The 21,861-nt window shown below is 54.5% G+C and carries 16 protein-coding genes; 5 read left to right on the forward strand and 11 right to left on the reverse strand.

Annotated features, from left to right (window positions below; translation table 11 throughout):
* Nucleotides 1-174: 174 nt before the first annotated feature.
* From AC3G2T_RS17085 to leuC, 8 genes are all read right to left on the reverse strand, one after another.
* Complete coding sequence (locus tag AC3G2T_RS17085) at nt 175-3,861, reverse strand: dynamin family protein (RefSeq protein ID WP_474681979.1); 3,687 nt, start codon at nt 3,859-3,861, stop codon at nt 175-177.
* A 116-nt stretch (nt 3,862-3,977) separates the two neighbouring features.
* The gene (locus AC3G2T_RS17090) at nt 3,978-4,253 is read right to left on the reverse strand and encodes an NAD/NADP transhydrogenase alpha subunit (protein ID WP_474681980.1); all 276 of its coding nucleotides are present in this window, start codon (nt 4,251-4,253) and stop codon (nt 3,978-3,980) included.
* Nucleotides 4,254-4,278: 25 nt separating this feature from the next.
* On the reverse strand, nt 4,279-4,950 hold the full coding sequence (gene nth / locus AC3G2T_RS17095) for an endonuclease III (RefSeq protein ID WP_488436277.1): 672 nt from the start codon (nt 4,948-4,950) through the stop codon (nt 4,279-4,281).
* Between the two features lie 194 nt (nt 4,951-5,144).
* On the reverse strand, nt 5,145-7,874 hold the full coding sequence (locus AC3G2T_RS17100) for an S-layer homology domain-containing protein (protein WP_488436278.1): 2,730 nt from the start codon (nt 7,872-7,874) through the stop codon (nt 5,145-5,147).
* Between the two features lie 29 nt (nt 7,875-7,903).
* A complete protein-coding gene (locus AC3G2T_RS17105) occupies nt 7,904-8,482 on the reverse strand; it encodes a GerMN domain-containing protein (protein WP_474681983.1) in 579 nt (192 codons plus the stop codon).
* 12 nt (nt 8,483-8,494) lie between these two features.
* Entirely contained in the window at nt 8,495-9,964 is a 1,470-nt protein-coding gene (locus tag AC3G2T_RS17110) for an N-acetylmuramoyl-L-alanine amidase family protein (RefSeq protein WP_488436279.1), read from the reverse strand.
* 268 nt (nt 9,965-10,232) lie between these two features.
* Nucleotides 10,233-10,838: a 3-isopropylmalate dehydratase small subunit gene (gene leuD, locus AC3G2T_RS17115; protein ID WP_488436280.1), complete on the reverse strand. Its 606-nt coding sequence runs from the start codon at nt 10,836-10,838 to the stop codon at nt 10,233-10,235.
* Nucleotides 10,839-10,873: 35 nt separating this feature from the next.
* Nucleotides 10,874-12,295: a 3-isopropylmalate dehydratase large subunit gene (gene leuC, locus AC3G2T_RS17120; protein WP_474681986.1), complete on the reverse strand. Its 1,422-nt coding sequence runs from the start codon at nt 12,293-12,295 to the stop codon at nt 10,874-10,876.
* A 167-nt stretch (nt 12,296-12,462) separates the two neighbouring features.
* On the opposite strand from leuC, the gene AC3G2T_RS17125 reads away from it, so the two are divergent.
* The 4 genes from AC3G2T_RS17125 to AC3G2T_RS17140 all read left to right on the forward strand — a co-directional run bounded on the left by AC3G2T_RS17125 (nt 12,463) and on the right by AC3G2T_RS17140 (nt 16,856).
* Nucleotides 12,463-13,362, forward strand: coding sequence for a LysR family transcriptional regulator (locus AC3G2T_RS17125; protein ID WP_474681987.1), 900 nt, complete (start codon nt 12,463-12,465; stop codon nt 13,360-13,362).
* A 16-nt stretch (nt 13,363-13,378) separates the two neighbouring features.
* On the forward strand, nt 13,379-14,335 hold the full coding sequence (locus tag AC3G2T_RS17130; RefSeq protein WP_488436281.1) for a helix-turn-helix transcriptional regulator: 957 nt from the start codon (nt 13,379-13,381) through the stop codon (nt 14,333-14,335).
* A gap of 271 nt (nt 14,336-14,606) precedes the next feature.
* Nucleotides 14,607-15,485: an SDR family NAD(P)-dependent oxidoreductase gene (locus AC3G2T_RS17135; protein ID WP_488436282.1), complete on the forward strand. Its 879-nt coding sequence runs from the start codon at nt 14,607-14,609 to the stop codon at nt 15,483-15,485.
* 879 nt (nt 15,486-16,364) lie between these two features.
* Nucleotides 16,365-16,856: a cysteine dioxygenase gene (locus AC3G2T_RS17140; RefSeq protein ID WP_488436283.1), complete on the forward strand. Its 492-nt coding sequence runs from the start codon at nt 16,365-16,367 to the stop codon at nt 16,854-16,856.
* A gap of 281 nt (nt 16,857-17,137) precedes the next feature.
* Here the strand turns inward: AC3G2T_RS17140 and AC3G2T_RS17145 are convergent, their stop codons facing one another.
* From AC3G2T_RS17145 to AC3G2T_RS17155, 3 genes are all read right to left on the reverse strand, one after another.
* Nucleotides 17,138-18,520 (reverse strand): glycine--tRNA ligase, encoded by a 1,383-nt coding sequence (locus tag AC3G2T_RS17145; RefSeq protein ID WP_474681348.1) that lies wholly within the window; start codon nt 18,518-18,520, stop codon nt 17,138-17,140.
* 441 nt (nt 18,521-18,961) lie between these two features.
* Nucleotides 18,962-19,762: a carbon-nitrogen family hydrolase gene (locus tag AC3G2T_RS17150; RefSeq protein WP_488436284.1), complete on the reverse strand. Its 801-nt coding sequence runs from the start codon at nt 19,760-19,762 to the stop codon at nt 18,962-18,964.
* A gap of 61 nt (nt 19,763-19,823) precedes the next feature.
* Nucleotides 19,824-20,351, reverse strand: coding sequence for a DUF1572 family protein (locus tag AC3G2T_RS17155; protein ID WP_488436285.1), 528 nt, complete (start codon nt 20,349-20,351; stop codon nt 19,824-19,826).
* A 169-nt stretch (nt 20,352-20,520) separates the two neighbouring features.
* On the opposite strand from AC3G2T_RS17155, the gene AC3G2T_RS17160 reads away from it, so the two are divergent.
* The gene (locus AC3G2T_RS17160; protein ID WP_488436286.1) at nt 20,521-21,723 is read left to right on the forward strand and encodes an aminotransferase class I/II-fold pyridoxal phosphate-dependent enzyme; all 1,203 of its coding nucleotides are present in this window, start codon (nt 20,521-20,523) and stop codon (nt 21,721-21,723) included.
* Nucleotides 21,724-21,861: the final 138 nt, after the last annotated feature.

Raw genomic sequence — 21,861 nt, forward strand, 5'->3', positions numbered from 1 at the left:
ACAAAAACTTGCAGGAATCCATGCCATTCTTGGATATCTTTCAAATCCTAAGATATGTAAGCCCTTACATGGCAATGCACCCAAAATAACATCATATGCTCGGGATTGTGAAAAAGATCACGACATATAAATTAAAAGGACGCTGCCGCTGTGATGTGCGGAAGCGCCCTTTTTTTAATCCATCAGCTTTTTCAGCTGCTGTTGTCTGGACAATAAATCGTCCAAATCGATTTTCATTTCCAATGCGTTCAAAAGCCCTCGAACGTGCTCGTTCAGCTGTTGGGCCAGCAGCTCTTGCAGCTCTGTCAGCCATTCTTCCAACTGTCTGGAATACGCCTGGTCAAGAGCCGACGTTTGCCGTTCCATGAGCTCGGACACGGGCTCGCTGACGCGGCTTTCCAGCTCCGCTCTCAGCTTGCTTTTGCCGTCGCCTTCAAAAAACTGCTTGGCGTTTTTAAAATAACCCGTCAGCAGCTTATCCGTTACTTCGCTGGCGTCAAAAGCCGTCGTTACCGAAGGCGTGTCAAACTTGCGGGCATCGTACTCGCCGCCTGCGAAGCCTTCCACGAGCTCGGCAAGCTGCTCTCCCCAGCGCTGCGCGCGGCGGCCGGACAGGCGATTGATCGCGTTCTCGATGCGCAGCGTCGTAGCCAGCACTTCCTGGGACAGATCGAAAACGATCATCCGCTGCAGCTCGTTCCATGCCAAACGGAGCGCCTGCTTCGGATCGCGCGCTTCCTCGCGGAACGTGGAAGGGTTGAAGGCGTAATTGTACAGCTCGCCGAAGCGGTACATCGTTCTCTGCTTCACGTAGTAAAGCAGTTCCTGGATTTCTTTGCGCAATTCTTTGACGTCTGCGCCGTGATCCGCTTCCCGAAGCAGCTTGACTCCCGCTTGCTCGGCCTGCTGGAGCTTGTCGATTTGCCTTTTGCGCTGTTCCTCCCCGGATTTGGCGCTTTCCAGCCATTGCTGCATCGTTTGAACCGCACGTTCCAGCTCAAGGTTAGCCGAATGAATGGCAACGTCGCTCAATTCGCCCAACGTAAACTGCAGGAAATCGTTCTCGAACGGACGAATGCCGGATTGGGCGACAAGCGCGGAATCTCCCGCTACTTTGCCCTCGGCGGCCAAATAGCTTGAAATCGGATAAATGCGCGGATTGCGGATGCCGTGCCGGAGCAAATTCGTCTCCACATGCTTGACTACGCCGTCCAGCTCCTCCTCGCTTGCCGCAAGGTCGGCGGCGTTGACGATAAAAAACATTTTATCCATTTCAAAGCTGTCTTTGACGCGCCCCAACTGCAGCAGAAATTCGCGGTCCGCTTGGGAAAAAGCGTGGTTATAATAAGTGACGAAAAGAATCGCGTCCGCATTTTTGATATAGTTAAAAGCTACTCCCGTATGCCGCGCATTGATCGAATCCGCGCCAGGCGTATCAACGAAAATAATGCCTTGGTCAGTCAGCGGGTTGGAATAAAATAATTCGATAAATTCCACAAAGCACGATTTCGATTCATCGGCGACATAACCGGGAAACTCGTCTTTCGTAATCCGCAGCTCAGCGCCCAGATGGTCTTTGGCTGCCGTCCATCCTTTCTCGACGGCTTTGAGGAAGGAATAGTGCGGCTTGCCCTTGGGCGTTACGTCGGCGGGCGTCAACCCGCCGATGCGCGCGAGAGCCGAGGCCATATCGGACGCCTGGACGCCGAGCAGCTCCAGCGAGTACAAGACGTCCTGGAGGATGGCGTCGGCCGACTTCATCCTGACCTTGGCCGTACCGTGCGGCCAGCCTTCCTGCGGCGGCAGGATGCGGTTGATCGCCGCCGTCGTCGGGTTCGGCGACACCGGCAGGACGCGTTCGCCAATGAGCGCATTGGCGAACGAGGACTTGCCGGCGCTGAATGCGCCGAACAGCGCAATCGTGAACGTCCGCTCGCGCAGACGTTCCGCTTTCTCGCGCATGGCGCGCGCGAGCGACTTCATCGACGGCAGCCCGTCGATGAGGCCGGAGGCCGTCTGCAGCGCGGCGGCCTTGCGCTCCATGCGCCCCCCGTGTTCGCCTGCGGGGAACACGGAAGGCGCAGCCGCAGCATCCTCAGGTGCTGCCGCCGGAGCCGAGACTGCCGCCGCCGTGGCGGCAGCCTGCAGGATCGCGCCCATGGAGGTCGTGTGCAGCCCCCCGCTCTGCGGGGCGGCTGCCGGCTCCTCCATGGCTCGGAACTGCTGCAAATCCGGCAGCGCCGGCGGAACATGCTTCCGCCAGCCGGCCATTTGCAGCAGTTCCGCCTGCGCAGCGGCCTCGACGGCCTCGAGCCGCTGCAGCTCGCTGTAGGCGCCGAGGCGTTCGCCCAGCGCCGCCAGCTCTTCGGCAAGCGTCGCAGCCGCTTGCGACGTGCGCTCGCGGACGGCCAGCGCGAGCCGGTCGATCAGCGCAAACGCCTGTTTGCGGTACTGCTGCTTGATGTCGCCGCCGACCTGCTTCATGAAGTTGAGCGTGTATTCGCCGCCGAACACGGCGCCAGGGTTCACCTGCCCCGCCAGCCATGCCGGCGAGACGTCCGCTTTCAGGGCTTCGATGTCCGCGGCCAGCGCCTGGCTGTGAAGCCCCTGCCGCTCGGCCGCCTTCTTCAAGGCGTCCCGGAGATGCCAATCGAGCTGGGCTTCCACCTGCTCGGCCAAATCCTCCTGAAACGCCTGCAGCCGTTTCTCCGTCTCCGCGGCCGTCTGCGCTGCCCGCGAGAAAAAGCCTACCTTGAACCCCGGCTTGCGGCTCTCCAAATACGCGTGAGCCTTATCCCGGGTCAAGGCCGGTGTAATGTTGGCGTTCTCGATGATCACGCCAAGCTCTTTGCGCAGCGCCGCCGTTAACGTTTCCGGCAGCGCCTGCGCCTCCTCCAGCTCGCGCCGCTTCGCCTCCGCGAGCTGCCGCACTTCCTCCACGTCGCCATCCTGGCGGATCGCTTCGATGAGCTCCGCCTTCAGCGGCTCATTCCGCTCCGCCACCCAGCTGCCGTGCTCGGCCGCCAAATAGCGCGCGGATGCGTCGATGCTGCAGCTGCGCAGCAGCTCACCGCGCTCGATCAAACCTTGCAGGAGCCATCGCAGTTTCGCATATTCGTTATGCGGATGGCCCGGCTCCTTCATCGTGACATACAGCAGGCCGTCCGGCTCGATGCCCCAGCTTAAAAAAGCCTGCTTCGTTCCCTCCTGATACTGTTCGAAAGGGAGCTCCCGCTCTTTATGCTTGTCGATCATATTGACGACGAGATAGAGCGGCTTGCCCCACTCCTTCATCTTCTTCGTGAAAGCCAAATTCACTTCCGACTGCACATGGTTGTAATCCATGACATAGAACACGACATCGGCCAAATGAAGCGCCGATTCCGTCGACTGATGATGCGCGTCATCCGTAGAATCGATCCCGGGGGTATCGAGCAGCGCCGCATGTTTCCCCAGAAAAGCGATCGGATACGTGATTTCCACGGATTCGATATCCGTACCATTGACGCAGTACGCTTCCAATTCATCGAGCGGAATAACGACAGCGCTGCGGTCTTCGCTTTTGTGACGATGCGTTACATGCGCCCCCGGCTCGCCGTCCCGAATACTTACAATATTTGCACTCGTCGGAATCGGGCTGGAAGGCAGCAGCGGGTGTCCGCACAGCTGATTGATCAACGTCGATTTCCCCGCCGAAAAATGCCCGCAAAACGCAATATTCATTCGCTCCGAGCTTATTTTATCGAGAAGCTGCTGCAGCTTCCCCGCGTTATCCGCGTCTCCGGCTTGTTTTACCGCGTCCCGCATCTGTTTGATTGCTTCCGGTATGGACGCAATGCCGGGTTCTGCCAACTGATTCATGATCTATTCTCTCCTGACTCACGTACAAAAAGCACCGATGGATTCACTTCGGTTTTAAGTGTAATGCCCCGGTCGGATTTAGTCAATTTAAGCAAAAAAATCTCCGCAAGGGAGATTTAAGAAATGGCCGCTTTTTCAGTTTCCGGCAGGAAAATTTCGAACACGTCGCGATGCTGCAAAATCGTAATGTCGGAATCTTTTACTTTCATCACGACAACTTCGGGCTTCGTTTTCATTTTGTCTATGTAGTTTTGAGGAACTTCACCGGATTCGCTGACGGTTACGCCTTCAATGATCTTTTCTTCGTTTTCTTGCAACGGCGTTTTGATCACTTCTTCATAAATATCGGAAAACAATTCAAAACTATTGGTGTATACGGCGATGCATTTCATTTCCATCCCATCCTTTGTTTACTTATCAGTTCTTTTTAGTAGCTTTCCTAGTTACACTTGGTTTCATACGTTTTTTACCTTCCCGGCAGTGATCCAGCAGCGGGCAAATGCCGCATTGCGGGTTTTGCGCCTTGCAATGGTACCTGCCGAAAAAAATGAGACGGTGGTGAGTCTGAGTCCATTCCTCGCGGGGAACTTTCTGCATCAGCTTCTTTTCAACTTCAAGGACGGAATCGTCCCATCCGGCAAGCCCAAGCCTTTTGGAAATCCGCTCTACGTGCGTGTCGACAGCAATGGCTGGCACTCCGAAAGCGTTCGATACGACGACATTGGCCGTTTTGCGGCCTACGCCGGGCAGCTCGACCAATTGCTCGTGCTTCTCGGGAATTTGTCCGTCATACTTGTCCAGTACAAGTCGGCATAACTTTTGAATATTGCTTGCCTTATTCCGAAACAGCCCGATTCTGCGAATATCTTGCTCCAGCTCCTCAAGCGGCACAGCCAAATAATCTTGAGGACGCTTATATTTTTGAAACAAGGATTCCGTAACCTTATTTACCGTTTCATCGGTACACTGCGCCGAGAGCAGCACGGCAATCGTCAGCTCGAACGGATTGCTGTGATTCAGCTCGCAATGCGCATCCGGGAACATTTCGCCGATTGTGTCTAAAATGTGTCTTACCTGCTTTTGAGTCATCGTTATTATTCCTTGGGGCGTAATATTTTCAAGTGTATCGAATTGTGACTGCAGAATCAATGCTTGAAAGCGTTAAAATGAGAACATTTTTTAAAACTTATCTGATTTTAAGGAAATTTCGTAGAAAAAACAACCGTCTGTCCCAGGATCAGCTCCTGTTAAACAGACGGATGCGGAATACATTTCGTTCAAATTTACTGCTGGTCCATCTCGACAATTTTGTCATCCAGCACATAAATCATAATTTGGTCGCCTGCTTTGAAAGAGCCCGCGGTTACGGTGTTCGCGCCTTTGTGGAAATATGCCCTCGGATACAGGCTGTAGGAAGTTTTGTCTGCCGAGCTCGTCGATTTGAAGATCATTTGGTTAACGATGTTATTATAGCTGGAAAGCTCTCTCTTGGCCGCTGCAGCCACTTGAATGATCGTTCTGTCGGCCGCGTCCTTATTGACCTGGACCCGGTCGCCGACTTTAATCGAGTTAAAGTTAAGCACCGACCCGCCGTTCAGCTTCACCGCATAGTTGCTGCCGGCGTTCACAACCTGATTTTTGCCGGTAAAGTCTTGCACGGTCAAGCTCGTGCTCGTCGGATCGACAGCGATGACTTTGCCTCTTACCGTGTCGGTCAGTTCCACCTTCACGACAGATTTGCCCTTGTAAGTCAGCCTCACATACTCATCCGCCAAAATATCCGTAATCGCGCCCGCCGTCTGATCGGACTTCATGATCGGAACGCTGTCCAGGCCGACCGTGTAAGTCGTGTTATTATCGTCCATAACTGTCAACTGCTTGCTATTGACGTTCGTGGACACCACTTTGTACAGCCCTTTTTTGCTGATTACGATATTCGTTACGATCGTTTGGTCATAGCTCAAAATGATACCGACGTTATCCCCGACTTTCAAATCGGAAAGCGCGCTGGTCTCTCTGTTAGGAATTTCCACCGTTGGCGCATATGTAAGCTTGAAGGTCAAGCTTTGCCCGCTGTCGGTTTTGATCGTCACATCGTTGGACTGCAAATTCAACTGCGTCAAGGTGCCGTTCAGCTGTGTCGACATCTGGACGGAAGTCACGTTGTTTTTGGATACGAGCAGGTCGACGTATTTGCCGGTACTGAACGTTGTGTTGAAGCTTGAGAAAGGCAGCGTCGTCCCTGCGTATTTAATCGTCGTGGAATCGGTCAACTGGTATGCGTGCGGATTTCCCGAGTTGTCTTTAACCGTCAAAAATTTGCTTGTAGGTTCGTAGCTGATAATTTTCGCAAAATATAAGTTCTCGATGGAACGGTTTGTCACTGTAATCAAAGTCACTTTATTGTTCAGCACGTCCAGCTTCAAGGAATCTCCGGGTGCAATGTCGTAAATGCTCGCCGTAGTCAAGCCGTTGATTTGCACCTGCACGTTATCGCCCAGTGCATATGCCGCCAACGCGCCGCCATTCGGTTTGACAATCGTGAGGAACGATTTGTCGTCACTCAGCTCTTTCAGCGTTCCTTCGACGCTGACGCCCACATCCGCCTGCTTCTTGACGAGAATTTTCACGACTTCGCTGTTCGTTACGGTATATTCAACCGAATCGCCCACATGCAGCGAATTGATGTCGATCAAGCTGTTGTCCGGCAGCGTAACGATCAAATTGCTGGAAAATCCGAATGCTTCCGTCTTCCCTGTCGTGCTTTCGAGCAGCCCCAACTGGCGCGTATCCTTGTTAATCGTCTGAATGACGCCGAGCGCCGTTTTGTTCACAGGCACCTGCTTGACGATGATCGACGTAATTTTGGTGCCCTTGGTCAGCTTGTTTCTTCTCAGTTCGACAACGCTGCCCTCGACGACGGAAGCAAGGCTGAGTCCCTTGCCGTCCGTATCCGTTACGGCCACATCGGTGGCAAGCTCATAGCTTTCGTAATCGTCCAGCGTAGCCTTCAGGCCGCTGATGTTTAATTTCAGCAGCTTGCCGTCGTAGATGTCCATTTGCAGTTCGTCCTTGACGACTTCCACATAGTATGCCGTGCCGCCTACTTGCACGATGGAAACCTGGTACGTTTCCTCGATCGTTTTCGGATCGATGACCGTATCGTTTTTGTTTCCGTAAAATACGGTGTTCGGAGCCAGTTTATATGTGCTCGTATTGCCGTCGCTATCGCTGATCGAGATGGTGCCGCTCGTCAGGCTCGTCAAATAGCCCCGGACCGCGCGCTGCGGCAGCGTAGTCAAATCCTTCTGGGACCGGCTGAGAAAAGCGGCCATTTGAGCCCGTGTGACGGCTCCTTTAGGCTGGAAAGTTCCGTCCTCGAAGCCGTTGACGATTTGCAGCGATACGGCGGCATTCACGTAGCCGAGCGTCGAATAGCTGATGTCGTTGTTATCTTTAAACGAAGTCGCTTGGGAAGCCATGCTTTGCGCAGTCGACTGCTTGCCGATAGCACGGATGACAACTTCCGCCACCCATTCTCTCGTCGCCTTGCGCTGGCCCCATTTATCTTTGGACTTATCGCCCTGCGCCCTTGTTTTTTCTTCCTCGTTCGTAATCAGCCCTTTTTGCAGCGCCAGAGCCACATAATTGCGGGCATAGTCGTCCACCTGTATGAAGTCCGGGAAGACGGTTGCGGATGTCATCGATTTCGCGTCGCTTTCAAGGCCCATCATTCTCGTTGCCATGATCAGCACATCCTGCTGGGAGACGGAGTTCTCCGCACGGTATGCGCCATCCTCATAGCCTTCGATGATCCCTTCCAGAGCAAGCTTGGAAATGTGCCTGATCCCCCAGTAATCCGCGCCTACGTCCGGGAAAGACGATTTCACATTGCTTGCCGTTCCTGAAGAGGTTGTGCCCGTCGATTCCGCCGCCCAAACGGCCGGAGTCCCTGCAAGGCTCGTTATGATCAAAGAGCTGAGCAGCGCGTTCGCTAATTTCTGTTTTTTCATCGTTTGTAAAAACTCCTCTGCATGTTCATTTAATTAGGCCGTTTGATCGGATACGGCAAATCCATATGCCCCATCAAACTTTCCACCTGCTTGCCGTCTTTCAGTACGTAGATATCTTTGACTTCCGCAAATTGAAATGCCGTTTTTTTCAGCGCCTGCAAAAACAAATCTTCACCCGGTGCGCCTAACTGGCTGTTCGGGCCCATTTTCAGATCGATCTTAAGAGCGCCTTTTTCCTTATCGAAAGCAACGCTCTGGAATGTCACATCGTCAAATAAGGACACCGCCTTGGGATCGTCATTCGCGGTCAAAACTTTCAAAGCGGCCGCATATATGTCTTCGTCTTTCTTGTAAGAAACGGTGACATCCTTTTCAACGAGCTTTATTTCGTTCTCATCGGTGTAGTAAGCCTTGATTTTCTTTTGTTTCAAAACCTCGGGAGTAGCCGTCGGCTGCGGACTTTGAGTCGCTTGCGCCTGCTGGGTCGGCTGCGGCGTCTGTGACGGTGCGCTGCCGTTCAGCGCAGCCTTTTGCCCGCATGCGGTTACCGTTAAAGCGATTGCGCTTACTAGAAGCGCTCCTTGAATCACGCGGCTTATTCTAGTCATCTCACTCACTCCTTATTTGACGTTCAAGTATTCTTTGATGGCGGACACTAAGGAGGCAGCTACTTGATCCTGAAAAGCTTCCGAGTACATGGCGGCTTCATCGCCTTTGTTCGATAAATACCCCACCTCTACGAGAACGGCGGGCATCGTCGTCTTGTGCACGACCCTGAAATCGCCGATCCGCACCCCGCGGTCGGGCAATCCGGTAGCGTCGGAAACGTATTTGTGAATGACATTGGCAAAAGGCAAGCTATCAGGATTGTAATAATAAGTTTCGGTTCCGCTAATGTTGGCTTTGTTAGCCTTGTTGCCATGAATCGATAAAAAGACGTCGACTTGATTGTCGTTGGCAAAGGCAACCCGATCGTCCAGCTCGACAAAAGTGTCGTCGCTTCGCGTCATTAACACTTCAATTTGCTTCTCCTTGGCAAGAAGGGCTGATACTTTCTTCGCCATCGCAAGCGTAAAATCCTTCTCCTTCCTCCCGTTCACCGAAAGCGCGCCCGGATCTTTGGCGCCATGTCCGGCGTCAATGACAACGCGAATGCGGTGCTCCTCAATCGAAGCCGACCATTCGTTAGGCTTCTTGGAAGTCTGAATCCGGTAATCGGCGGCGCCTTTGAGATCGAGAATGACCCTGACCGTGCTCGGATTGTCGGAAAAGTTGGAAAAGCGAACCTTTTGCACCAAAGGATGCTTGGAATCGAGTTCGCCGATGTTGTTCACCAGCTTTTTGGCAAGGCTATCGTCCAGAACCATATTCGGAAAATCGAACACGATCCTGTTCGGGCCGGACAGTTTGAGCCTCGTAGGGACAAGCGTGCCGTCTTTGGCCTTGACGATAAGTTCCTTATCGGTCAGCTCGATGGACGTCAGCAAATGCGCGTTCGCGTCGGCCGGCTTCGAGCCCGCCGCAGTATCGGTGCCTGTTCCGCCATTCGCAGCAGGCGGCTTTGGCGTAGGCGCCGGAGTGCCCGTTCCGCTCGAAGGCTTCTCGTTTACATCCGGCGCCCCCGGTTTGACGGTTCCCGTCCCGGAATTGTCCCCGTCCGCGACGGGGCCCGTCACAGGCTTGGAAGGCACATCGGCATCTTTGAACATATGTACGGAGGAAGTCGGCTGATCCCAGTTGAATTTCACGCCCATCAGCTCGCCGACAAAACGGAGAGGCAGCATCGTATTGCCGTTCATAATGACGGGAGCGACTTCCATCTTTGTCTGTTTCCCTTGGATCGCTGCGACTTTGCTGTCGATGACGAGCTGGATGTTTACGTCGTCTTTCACGATCGTCACTTTTCGCGCAGCTTCATCCCAACTGATTTTCGCCCCGATTTCTTCGACAATGACGCGAACGGGCACAATCGTGTTGCCGTTTACTATTTTTGGTGCAACTTCGTCTGTGACAAGCAGCTTTTCGTTCATATACAGCTTGATCGGCTTCTCGGCCTCAGCCCCGAATACGGCGCCCGGCGCCAACAACATAGCTAAGCTCATGCTCGCTAAAACTACAGGATATTTCATCATTCACCTCTATGTAATGTCGGAATTGGGCATAGTTCCACAAATAGCAATCTGCAACGTTTATACACGAACCATTTCAATAGTACAAATTACGATTACAGCTGACAGCAAATCCACCACCTTACGACAAACTAGTAACCTATTAGACGCGAAAACCTGCCAAAAGTTGCAAAGATCGCAAAAAAAGAAGCCTCCGGAAACCGGAAGCTTCTTGCATTACGGGCAGTTATTATTTATAAGCCAGACGCGCTTGGTGAGCTTCTTCATAGGCGGTGATTTTGTCCGCATGCTGAAGCGTCAGACCGATGTCGTCCAGACCTTGCAGCAGGAACTGGCGGCGGTGCTCATCAAGCTCGAAGCCGATGCTGAGGCCGTAGTCGTCGGTCAGCTTGTTGCTTTCGAGATCGACATGCAGCTTGTAGCCGTCATGCTTCGCCGTGCGCTGGAACAGGTCTTCCACCTGCTCTTCGGACAGCTTGATCGGCAAAATACCGTTTTTGAAGCAGTTGTTGTAAAAAATATCCGCATAAGACGGAGCGACAATGACGCGGAAGCCGAAATCCTGGATCGCCCAAGGCGCGTGCTCGCGGGAAGAGCCGCAGCCGAAGTTCGCTCTGGAAATGAGCACGGACGCTCCTTGATAGCGGTCCTGATTCAGCGGGAAGCTCTCGATAACGTTCCCTTTTTCATCCCATCTCCATTCGAAGAAAAGGAATTGTCCGAAACCGGAACGCTCGATGCGTTTCAAAAATTGTTTAGGGATAATTGCGTCTGTATCTACATTCACACGGTCAACCGGACCGACAAGGCCCGTATGTTTTGTAAAAGCTTCCATAGTCTCATTCTCCTCCGAAACTTGATTTCAACAAATTAGGCTTGTTGGTAGGCTTTGATTTCCCAGTCGCGCACATCGACGAAATGTCCTTGAATCGCTGCAGCCGCAGCCATTGCTGGAGATACGAGATGCGTGCGTCCGCCGCGTCCCTGGCGTCCTTCGAAGTTGCGGTTGGACGTGGATGCGCAGCGTTGTCCCGGTTGCAGAACGTCCGGATTCATCGCCAGACACATGCTGCAGCCGGCATCGCGCCATTCGAAGCCTGCTTCGGAGAAGATTTTGTCCAGGCCTTCTTTTTCCGCCTGGATTTTCACGCGGCCGGAACCCGGAACGACAATTGCCGTTACGCTCGGATCCACTTTGTAGCCGTTCGCGATAGCCGCCGCGGCGCGAAGGTCTTCGATCCGGCCGTTCGTGCAGGAACCGATGAAGACATAGTCCACTTTCAGCTCCGTCATTGGAGTACCAGGCGCCAAGTCCATATATTCAAGCGCTTTTTCAGCCGCTTTGCGTTCATTTTCGGTTGCGAAGCTTTGCGGATCCGGAACAAGAGAAGTAACGCTCGTGCCCATGCCAGGGCTTGTGCCCCAGGTCACTTGCGGGATCAGGGAATCCGCGTCGAATTCGACAACGCGGTCGTAAGTCGCGCCTTCGTCCGTAACAAGCTGCTTCCACTCGGCTACGGCTGCATCGAATGCAGCGCCTTGAGGCACATATTCGCGTCCGCGCAAGTAGTTGAACGTCGTTTCGTCAGGAGCGATCAGGCCAGCTCTTGCGCCCGCTTCAATGGACATGTTGCACACAGTCATGCGCTCTTCCATCGAAAGGCCGCGGATCGATTCGCCGGTGTACTCGATTACGTAGCCGGTAGCAAAATCCGTGCCGTATTTCGCGATAACGCCAAGGATCAAATCTTTCGCCGTTACGCCCGGCTTCAGGCTGCCGTTGATGCGCACTTCGAGCGTTTTGGCTTTGGATTGCTGCAAAGTTTGCGTAGCGAGCACGTGCTCCACTTCGCTTGTGCCGATACCGAAAGCGAGTGCGCCGAACGCGCCGTGCGTAGAAGTATGGCTATCGCCGCAAACGATAGTTTTGCCCGGATGCGTAAGGCCAAGCTCAGGACCCATAACGTGCACGACGCCTTGGTCAATGCTGTCCAGGTCGAACAGTGTCACGCCGAAATCGCGGCAGTTTTGGGAAAGCGTATCGATTTGCTGTTTGGAAATCGGATCCGTAATGTTGAAGCGGTCTTTCGTCGGAACGTTATGATCCATCGTCGCAAAAGTCAAATCGGGTCTGCGCACTTTGCGGCCCGACAATCTGAGGCCTTCGAACGCCTGCGGCGAAGTTACCTCGTGCACCAGCTGCAGGTCGATATACAAAATGCTAGGTTTGCCTTCTTCCGAATGAATAACGTGGTTGTCCCAAATCTTTTCGAACATCGTTTTTTTACTCATACCCAGTCACCTCTTGTTATAAAATCCGCTCTAAAATAAAAAGTATTGCCCTCATGTCGTATCTTAACATTTTATTTATTATTACGCCAAGATATAATAACTATAAAGTTGATAGGAAATAACAATAAACCAACCAGCCGGCAGGCACAAAAGGAGATGCTGACCATATGGAACTGCGACAGCTGCAATATGCTATACAAATCGCGGCGGAACGCAACTTTTCCCGCGCTGCGGAGAAGCTGCACATCGCCCAGCCTTCGCTCAGCCAACAGCTGTCCAAGCTGGAAAAAGAAATCGGCGTCCTGCTGTTTCAGCGCAGCACGAACTCGGTTGAGCTGACGCATGCCGGCTCGCTTTTTGTAGAAAAATCGCAAAAAATTCTCGACATGGTCGAGCAGCTGAAAAAAGAGATGGAAGACATTTCGCAAATGAAAAAAGGCCGCCTCGTCGTCGGCAGCATGGCGATTACCGGCTCCACCATCCTGCCGTTTGTCGTCCCCGCGTTCCAGGCCGCTTATCCGGATATCGAAATTTCGCTCGTTGAGGAGACGTCCTTCAACCTGGAGACGCTCACCTCGAACGGCCAAACCGACATCAGCCTCCTCTCGCTGCCGCTCCGCGAAGACTCGCTCGTGTACGAGACGCTGCTGGAGGAAGAAATCGTCCTCGCCGTACCGCCGAAACACCCGCTCGCCCTAAGGCGGGAACCGGTCGAAATCCGCGAGCTGGAGAAGGAAGCTTTCATCGCCTTGAAGAAAGGCCAAGGCTTCCGCAAGCTTACGCTTGATTTGTGCCAAAATGCCGGCATCGCGCCGAACATCGTGTTTGAATCGAGCAACATGGAAACCGTGCAATCGCTGGTCGCCGCGGGCATGGGCATCGCCTTCGTCCCTTATTTGATCTCGCGCAGAAGCTTCGGCGAGCTGGCCCCTGTGCACCTGCCGCTGCTCGGCCGTCCGACCCGGACGCTTGTCATCGCCTACCGCAAGGGAAGATACATTTCAAAGGCGGCCGAAGCTTTTGTGGCGACCATGAAAGACGTCATGAGCGGCATCATGTCCAGGTAAAAGGAGGCGGTAGCCTGTGAAAAAAACGCAGCGCCTCATCGAGCTGATGATGGCGGTCAACGAACGGATGCAGTTTACGGTCAAAGACATGGCCGAGCAGTTCGGGGTTTCCGAAAGAACGATGCACCGAGATTTGCAGGAATTAAGCGGGCTCGGCATGCCGCTCTACACCGAGTTCGGACCGCACGGCGGATACCGTCTGCTGAAAAAGCGGATGCTGCCGCCGATTTTGTTCTCGGAGCAGGAAGCCGTGGCGATGTTTTTCGCTTTCCAGTCGCTGCAGTATTACGGGACCCTGCCTTTCGAGGCCGAGTCGCTATCCGCGCTGAACAAGTTTTATCATTACTTGCCGGAAGACGCCAAAACCCGCATCCAATCGATGAAAAGCAGAGTCTCCTTCTGGTCGCCGACACGCACGCAAAGCTCCCCTTACCTGGAGCAAATTTTGGAAGCCGCTATTGGACAGCAGCCGCTGCAAATCGCGTACGACTCCAAGAACGGCCCTTCCGAACGGACCCTGATGCCGATCGGCATTTATTCGCATAACGGATTTTGGTACTTCCCGGCATACTGTTTTCAAAAAGACGCCCTGCTGCTGTTTCGCGCCGACCGGATTTTGTCGCTGGAGCTGTGCGCCGAACAGCCTTACCCGCTGCCAGAACGATTGCGAACGTACTCGATCGCCGATTGGCTCGCGGCGGAGCCCGACGGTGAGCGGCAAAAGGTCGCCCTGAAGGTGAAACTGACGCGCGGCGGCGTCCGCGCCTATGACCGGAGCCGCGCTTTCGGCGGTGTGATCGAGCCGGCTGAAGGCGGCGGCGGGCTGCTCACAGCCGAGATTCACCGGGAAAACATCGAATTTTTCGCCGGTTATTTTCTCGGCTTCGGCGCGGATGCCGTTGTGCTGGAACCCGCGGAAATGGCGCATTGGATCCGCCAGCAGGTCCGAGCGCTCTACGATGCATACGGATGAGCAGTTCGGGTGCATGGATGAGCCGCTCGTCCCCCAAACTGCTCACCCGTGCACCAAGCGACTCAACTGCGTCCCTCCGAACTGCTCAACAATAGCTCGAGTAACTTTTTCGCGTACCCCGAACTGCTCAACCGTCCCCCCCGGGTGGCTCATCCGCATGCCCTGACTGCTCAATCGTGGTGAGACGATCGTTTGAAATAGTATGACAAGAGTTGTCAATGATTCGTTGTATGATCGAGCTGTACTCAATTTTAAAGGAGGCAGCATTCGAATGAGCAAACATGTCGGTACGTTAAAAGGAAAAATAGCCCTCGTTACGGGGTCCAGCCGCGGAGCGGGAAAAGGGATCGCTCTCGTGCTTGGCGAAGCCGGAGCCACCGTCTACGTGACAGGACGAAGCACGCGCGCAAAAACTGCGAGAGAGGACTTGCCGGGCACGATCGAGGATACGGCGGATGAAGTCACGCGCCGGGGCGGTCTGGGCATCCCCGTCCGCTGTGATCATACGGAGGATGGCGAGGTCGCCGCCTTGTACGAACAGATCAAGCGGGAGCAGCATGGACGGCTCGACCTTGTCGTCAACAACGCCTGGGGCGGTTACGAGGGCTACGATGACGTCGACTTCCTCGCTCCCTTCTGGGAGCAGCCGATGGTCCGCTGGGACAAAATGTTCGACGCCGGGCTGCGGGCGCAGATGGTTTCGAGCCGCTTCGCCATGTCCCTCCTGCTCCCGCGGAAGAGCGGCTTGATCATCAATACCGGCGTGTACCCGGACATCGGAGGCAATTACCCGGTCAACGTGTTTTATGACACGGTCAAACGGGCTGTCGCCAACATGACCCGCGGCATGGCGCTCAATTTGCAGGCGAACGAAACCGGAATCGCCGCGCTGGCCCTGGCTCCCGGCTGGATGCGAACGGAGGACGTATGCCGTCACTACGGCATCGAGCAAGACGATGCCGATTTCATGCGCATCGAAGCGCTGCGGCAGACCGAGTCGGTCGCCTACATCGGCCGGGCGGTCGCCGCATTGGCCGCCGACCCCGATGTGATGAGCAAGTCGGGCCAGCTTATGGAGGTCGGAAACCTCGCCGCGGAGTACGGCTTCACGGATATCGACGGCACACAAATTCCGCCGTTCCGCGTGTAATTTGATTGACGGGTGGACATGAGTCTTCCCGTTTTTTTGCGCTGCCGTGGCCGCCCGGCCAGGAGAGCCTACGAACGCGTGCGGCTCCCAGCGCGCGGTGTTCCGCTGCGTGACGTCGGTCGGTGTTGCATTACATGACGGTGGTCGGAAAAGTGCAGGCTTTTGTTTGATTGTAGCCCATTTGGCAAAAAACCTGCGAAAGTGCAGGCTTTTTCCACGAAAGTAGCTCGTTTTGGCGAAAAGCCTGCAATTGTGCAGGAATTTTCGATGAAAGTGTGTTCAACGTCCGCGTGGAGCAGAAATTACTGCAGATTTGCAGGAATTTTGCGTTGCTAGCATATTAACGAGCAAAAAGATGTACTTTTGCAGGTTTTCTCCGCGCACCAAGTAGATGTGCTGCTTTATCGGGCAAGTTTATCGGCAGTCTTTCATCCACAGGTCTTCGGCACGCGATAGTTTGTTATACTATTCTGCCTCAATGAGCAGTTAAGTGGCAGAGGGCGAACCTTTGCGCGGTAGTTTGAACCGAAGCCGGCAATTGGGCTCGAGCAGTTCGGCCTGGCTGAACGGATCGACGGCTTGGTCTGGCGGTCGGACCAGTAGCCAGCGTTTTTTTCGGGCTTCACCTCGGCGGACAGACGGTCTGGATTGGGCAGTTCGGTCTGGCGGACCGTCGGTCCGGCGGCCTACCGGACCAACTTGCTTGCCGCCACTTGCCGTGGAACGGCAACCTGGCTTCTCCTCCGCATCATCATAAATTTCCCGCAAACGTAAACCATTTTGCACTTACACGCATACGATATATCAAAATTTTTTATGATTCAACTAATAATTATTTATAATTAGTGAGACTAGTCTATTTCTTAGGAGGAAGGCAAGATGAAATTGATTCAAACAATTCAGCAGGTATTCTGCAAATTGCAGCAGCCCGACAGGGAAGAACTGACAGCGGCATTGCAATCGCTGAATCATCTGCTGCATACAGTTCCCGATTACAAATCGGAGCCGGTGCAGCTTCCTTACGGGCGGAACCCGATTTACGGCACAAGCGAGCTGGAAGTGGTCGTGATCCATATTCCCGGCCACAAGGCTACCGCGATTCACGACCATGGCGAATCTGTAGGCGCCGCTTACTTGGCTGCGGGAGAGCTTTTGAACACAAGCTTCGCCCTGGAGCAGGGGCGTTTTCCGATCGCACGGTCTGAGGATCGTATCCGCGAAGGGCAGTTTTTCACAGCTCCTGCGGGACAGATTCATCAATTATCCAATCCGAGCCGCGAGCCCGCCGTCTCCTTGCACGTGTACTCCCCGCCGCTGTGGCAGACGAAACGCTACGCGCCTTTCTGCGACATACTAGACTTCGTCATTTAAAAACAAAACTCCCCTGCCTCGCGTCAATTGGCGCGGTGCAGGGGAGTAGTCGCTGTACACGGGAGTAGTCGTGGTACAGCGGAGTTGTCGCGGTACAGCAGAGTTGTCACGGTATACGGAAGTCGTCACGGTATACGGAAGTCGTCACGGTACACGGAAGTCGTCACGGTACACGGAAGTCGTCACGGTACACGGAAGTCGTCACGGTATACGGAAGTCGTCACAGTACACGGGGGACGTCGCGGTACACAGGAGTTGTCACGGTACAACCGAGCCGGCAATTAAAATTGCAGCTTGCTTTCGATGAACGCTTTCAGCTCGCTGATCGGCATCCGCGTCTGCTCCATTGTGTCGCGGTCGCGTACGGTTACTTGGCCGTCGGTTTCGGACTCGAAGTCGTAGGTGATGCAGAACGGCGTGCCGATTTCGTCGTGACGGCGGTATCTTTTGCCGATTGAGCCGGCATCGTCGTAATCGACCATGAAATGTTTCGCGAGATCGGCGAAAATTTGCTGCGCGCCTTCAGCGAGCTTTTTCGACAGCGGGAATATCGCCGCTTTGATCGGCGCCAGCGCCGGATGAAAATGCAGCACAGTGCGGCTGTCGTCGCCCTCAAGCTGCTGCTCCTCGAACGCGTCGATCAGCAGCGCCAGCGTGACGCGGTCAGCGCCGAGCGACGGCTCGATGCAGTACGGGATGTAGCGCTCGTTCGTTTCCTGATCGATATAGTTGAAATCTTCGCCGGAATGCTCCATGTGCTGTTTCAGGTCGAAATCCGTACGGTCGGCGATGCCCCAAAGCTCGCCCCAGCCGAACGGGAATTTGTACTCGATATCCGTCGTTGCGTTGCTGTAGTGCGACAGCTCGTCGTCGGAGTGGTCGCGCAGGCGGAGATTGTCCGCTTTGGCGCCCAGAGACAGCAGCCAGTTATGGCAGAAGCTTCTCCAGTACTCGAACCATTTCATGTCTTCGCCCGGCTTGCAGAAAAACTCAAGCTCCATCTGCTCGAACTCGCGGGTACGGAAAGTGAAGTTGCCCGGCGTAATCTCGTTGCGGAAGCTTTTGCCGATTTGGCCGATGCCGAACGGAAGCTTTTTGCGCATGGTGCGCTGTACGTTTTTGAAATTGACAAAAATGCCTTGCGCAGTTTCCGGACGCAGATAGACGACATTGGCGCTGGACTCCGTCACGCCTTGGAACGTTTTGAACATCAGGTTGAACTGGCGGATGTCCGTAAAATCTTTGCTGCCGCAGTCCGGGCAGGCGATATCGTGCTCTTTGATCAGCTTTTCCATCTCGGCGAAGGACAAGCCGTCGACGATCATTTCGATATTTTTTTCAGCCAGCTTGCCTTCGATCAATTTGTCGGCCCGGTGGCGCGCCTTGCACTGTTTGCAGTCGATCATCGGATCGTTGAAATTGCCCACGTGGCCCGACGCGACCCATGCTTGCGGGTTCATCAAAATAGCAGCGTCCAGTCCGACGTTGTACGGCGATTCCTGAATAAATTTTTTCCACCATGCGCGTTTGATGTTGTTTTTCAACTCTACGCCCAGCGGACCGTAGTCCCAAGTGTTGGCCAGACCGCCATATACCTCCGAACCGGGAAATACGAAACCTCTGTGTTTGGCTAACGCCACAACTTGCTCCATCGTTACGCTCATTGCTCCAATTCTCTCCTTCATCAGTCCAAAAATAAAAATCGGCTTTCCGGCGACGCCATGGACGTCCGGGCAAAAGAAAAAGCCCGTCATCCAAAGGCATCAAACAATGCCTAGGGACGAGAGCCTTACGCACCCGCGGTTCCACCCTAGTTGATACGCCCTGAATAGATTGAAGCCGGCGCATCCCCTTTATCCAAATGACTCCGGATTGCCTTTTCCTTGATCTTCTGTCTGGGCTTCCACCATCCCCAGCTCGCTGAACACGAAGTTGTTCAAGTACTATTGATCCATCATTGCCATAACTTTCATGAAATTACTTCTAGTCTACAAAAAATGGCGAAAAAAATCAAATGCCGTGATGCCGGCGGTGTCCATGGTGCCGTCGGACGAACAGCCGGATCGGAAGCCCCGTTCGGATCCCGCCAATGGCCCAAGGAGCCGCTAATAGAGCTGCGGACGGCGGTCTTCAAAAATCGGGATCTTCTTCCGCACGCGCTCCACTTCGCTCAAATCGATCGTTGCCCGCAGGATTGCTTCGTTTTCATCGCCTTCGACAAGCACTTCTCCCCATGGATCAATGACCATCGAATGGCCGAAAAAGCTCGTCGTGCCGCTGACGCCAACACGGTTGCAGGAAACGACGTACATCTGGTTCTCGATGGCTCTGGCCATGAGCAGCGTACGCCAATGGTGCAGCCGCGGATGCGGCCATTCGGCCGGCACGAACAGTACTTGCGCACCGTCCAGCGCCAGCTTGCGCGAAAGCTCCGGAAAGCGGATGTCATAGCAGATCATCGCGCCCGCCGGCACGCCCTCAAGCTCGAAACGGCCAACGGAATCGCCGCTGTGCAAATATTTTTCCTCGTCCATCAGACGGAAAAGATGAATTTTGGAATATTCCCCCATATCTTCACCCTGACGGTCGAAAGCGTAAATCGTGTTGTACACGTTGTCCCCGCGCTTGTCCGCAACGGAGCCCCCGACGATGTTGACCCGGTTCGCTTTGGCGAATCCGCTGAGCAGAGCTTTCGTGCGCGCTCCGTCCCGGTCGGCCAGCTCGTGAATTTGGTCGAGCGCGTAGCCCGTATTCCACATTTCCGGAAAAACGATCACGTCAGGCTTGATTTCCGCGGATACCGCATCGTTCAGAAGCTTTTCCAGACGGGCGTAATTGGCTTCCGGCTCGCCGATCGCGATATCCATTTGCAGCAGTGCAATTTGCAAGGTACGGTTGTCCTGCATACTGATTAAAGTCCCCTCTCCTGTACTTTTGTATCTATATTAGACGAAGAAGGCGCGTTCTTCAATGCGGTTTGAAAGCTTTGGACTGTCCTCTCTCAATGCTGAGCGTCGTCCAGCCGCCGCCGGCCCAATGCTTGGCGAGAAACACCATTTGCCCGACGTGATACCCGTAATGGGAAACCTGACGCTGTATGGCTTGCAGCACCGAGTGCGCTTCCCCGCGAATGGTAATCGTGCGCAGCACATCGTCCGGAGTTAAAACCCTCAGCGCCTGAAAAAGCGCCGCCCAGCCTTCCTCCCACAGCTTAAGCAGGCCGTTCCGATCAAGCTGTCCGCTCTCGAACTCGGCGTCCCGGTTCCGCGTCCCCTTTTCCCCGTCCGTCGTCAAAAAATCCGTCCAGCGGGACAGCATATTGCCATGCATATGCTTGATCAAAATTTCCAGCGAATTGGACTCCGGGTCCGGCGTCATGTGAAAATGTTCGTCTTCGAGCTGTGCCATCGCTTTGTCGGCAAGCTTTTTCATGCTTTCAAACGTACGGATCGTTTCGCGCAAAAATACTTCTGACACCTGATTGGACGGATTCATAGCGCCTCAACGCCTTTCGCCATAGATTTAATTTAACTTTAGAGCAACCGTGCGGCGAAGTAAATTCCAACTTTTTAATCGGGATGATAACAATAGCTTTCATCGAAAGGACAATCGTGTTACATTAAAGGTATCCTATAAATCCCGACCTCCGGAGTGTGAATTAACGATGTCCAATTTTTCGCAAGCTCAAGCGTCGTTCACTATACAACCTGCCGAGCGCATGCTCGGTCTGCCGACGCAATTTTTTGCGACGCTCGTCCGCAAGGCGAACGAGCAAATCGCCCAGGGCCACGATGTCATCAACCTCGGCCAAGGCAATCCCGATCGGCCGACCCCATCCCACATCGTCGCATCGATGCAGGAAGCGGCGGCCAACCCGCTGTATCATAAATATCCGCCGTTCAGCGGATTTCCGTTTTTGAAGGAAGCGGTCGCGCAGCGCTACAAAGAAGACCACGGGGTCGTTCTCGACCCTGAGACCGAAGTCGCCATTTTGTTCGGCGGCAAAACCGGGCTGATCGAAATCAGCCAATGCCTGCTTAATCCGGGCGACGTATGCCTTGTGCCAGACCCGGGCTACCCCGACTACTGGTCCGGGGTCGCGCTTGCCGGAGGCGAGATGGCGTTCATGCCGCTGAAGGAGGACAACAACTTCCTGCCGGATTACACGCAGCTCAAGGCGTCCGACCTGAACCGCGCCAAGCTGATGTTCGTCAACTATCCGAACAATCCGACCGGCGCTACCGCTCCGGCATCCTTTTACAGGGAGACAGTCGAATTCGCCCAAAAACACGGCATCGTCGTGGCGAGCGATTTTGCTTACGGCGCCATCGGCTTCGACGGCCAGCAGCCGGTCAGCTTCCTGCAGACGCCGGGAGCCAAGGAAGTCGGCGTTGAATTTTACACGTTGTCCAAAACGTACAACATGGCCGGCTGGCGCGTAGGCTTCGCGCTCGGCAACCGGGAAATCATCCGCCTGATCAACCTGATGCAGGACCACTATTACTGCTCGCTGTTCGGCGGCATCCAGGCCGCGGCTGCAACGGCGCTCACCGCTTCGCAGGAATGCGTCGCGCAGCTCCGGGGCGTGTACGAAAGCCGGCGCAACGCGCTTTTCCGCGCGCTCGGCGCCATTGGCTGGAACGCCCGCCCTTCGCAGGGCTCGTTCTTCTCCTGGCTGCCGGTGCCGAAAGGCCACACCTCGGCCAGCCTTGCGGACCTGCTGCTGCAGGAAGCCAAGGTCGTCGTAGCCCCGGGCATCGGCTTCGGCACGCACGGCGAAGGCTATGTGCGCCTCGGGCTGCTGTCGACGGAAGCCCGGCTGGAAGAAGCTGTACAGCGGATCGGCAAGCTGAATTTGTTTGGCTAGGAGTCCGGCGGGCGGAGCTGTTTTGGTGCGTCGTCCGCCAGGGCCGCTTCATAAAATCTTCAGACATACAATCCTTTACAAACGATTGTACAGCGTGCTATCCTATAAAGAAAATTAGCGATGGCATCATCGCTTCCG

The organism is Paenibacillus sp. sgz302191 (assembly GCF_057749925.1).

Bases quoted from the DNA above. Each gene is read 5' to 3' on its own strand.
- AC3G2T_RS17100 (WP_488436278.1), bottom strand. From the start codon at position 7,874: ATGAAAAAACAGAAATTAGCGAACGCGCTGCTCAGCTCTTTGATCATA.
- AC3G2T_RS17160 (WP_488436286.1), top strand. From the start codon at position 20,521: ATGTCCAATTTTTCGCAAGCTCAAGCGTCGTTCACTATACAACCTGCC.
- AC3G2T_RS17090 (WP_474681980.1), bottom strand. From the start codon at position 4,253: ATGAAATGCATCGCCGTATACACCAATAGTTTTGAATTGTTTTCCGAT.
- AC3G2T_RS17140 (WP_488436283.1), top strand. From the start codon at position 16,365: ATGAAATTGATTCAAACAATTCAGCAGGTATTCTGCAAATTGCAGCAG.
- AC3G2T_RS17085 (WP_474681979.1), bottom strand. From the start codon at position 3,861: ATGAATCAGTTGGCAGAACCCGGCATTGCGTCCATACCGGAAGCAATC.
- AC3G2T_RS17110 (WP_488436279.1), bottom strand. From the start codon at position 9,964: ATGTTGTTGGCGCCGGGCGCCGTATTCGGGGCTGAGGCCGAGAAGCCG.
- AC3G2T_RS17155 (WP_488436285.1), bottom strand. From the start codon at position 20,351: ATGAATCCGTCCAATCAGGTGTCAGAAGTATTTTTGCGCGAAACGATC.
- AC3G2T_RS17145 (WP_474681348.1), bottom strand. From the start codon at position 18,520: ATGAGCGTAACGATGGAGCAAGTTGTGGCGTTAGCCAAACACAGAGGT.
- leuD (WP_488436280.1), bottom strand. From the start codon at position 10,838: ATGGAAGCTTTTACAAAACATACGGGCCTTGTCGGTCCGGTTGACCGT.
- AC3G2T_RS17125 (WP_474681987.1), top strand. From the start codon at position 12,463: ATGGAACTGCGACAGCTGCAATATGCTATACAAATCGCGGCGGAACGC.
- AC3G2T_RS17135 (WP_488436282.1), top strand. From the start codon at position 14,607: ATGAGCAAACATGTCGGTACGTTAAAAGGAAAAATAGCCCTCGTTACG.
- AC3G2T_RS17105 (WP_474681983.1), bottom strand. From the start codon at position 8,482: ATGACTAGAATAAGCCGCGTGATTCAAGGAGCGCTTCTAGTAAGCGCA.
- nth (WP_488436277.1), bottom strand. From the start codon at position 4,950: ATGACTCAAAAGCAGGTAAGACACATTTTAGACACAATCGGCGAAATG.
- AC3G2T_RS17150 (WP_488436284.1), bottom strand. From the start codon at position 19,762: ATGCAGGACAACCGTACCTTGCAAATTGCACTGCTGCAAATGGATATC.
- leuC (WP_474681986.1), bottom strand. From the start codon at position 12,295: ATGAGTAAAAAAACGATGTTCGAAAAGATTTGGGACAACCACGTTATT.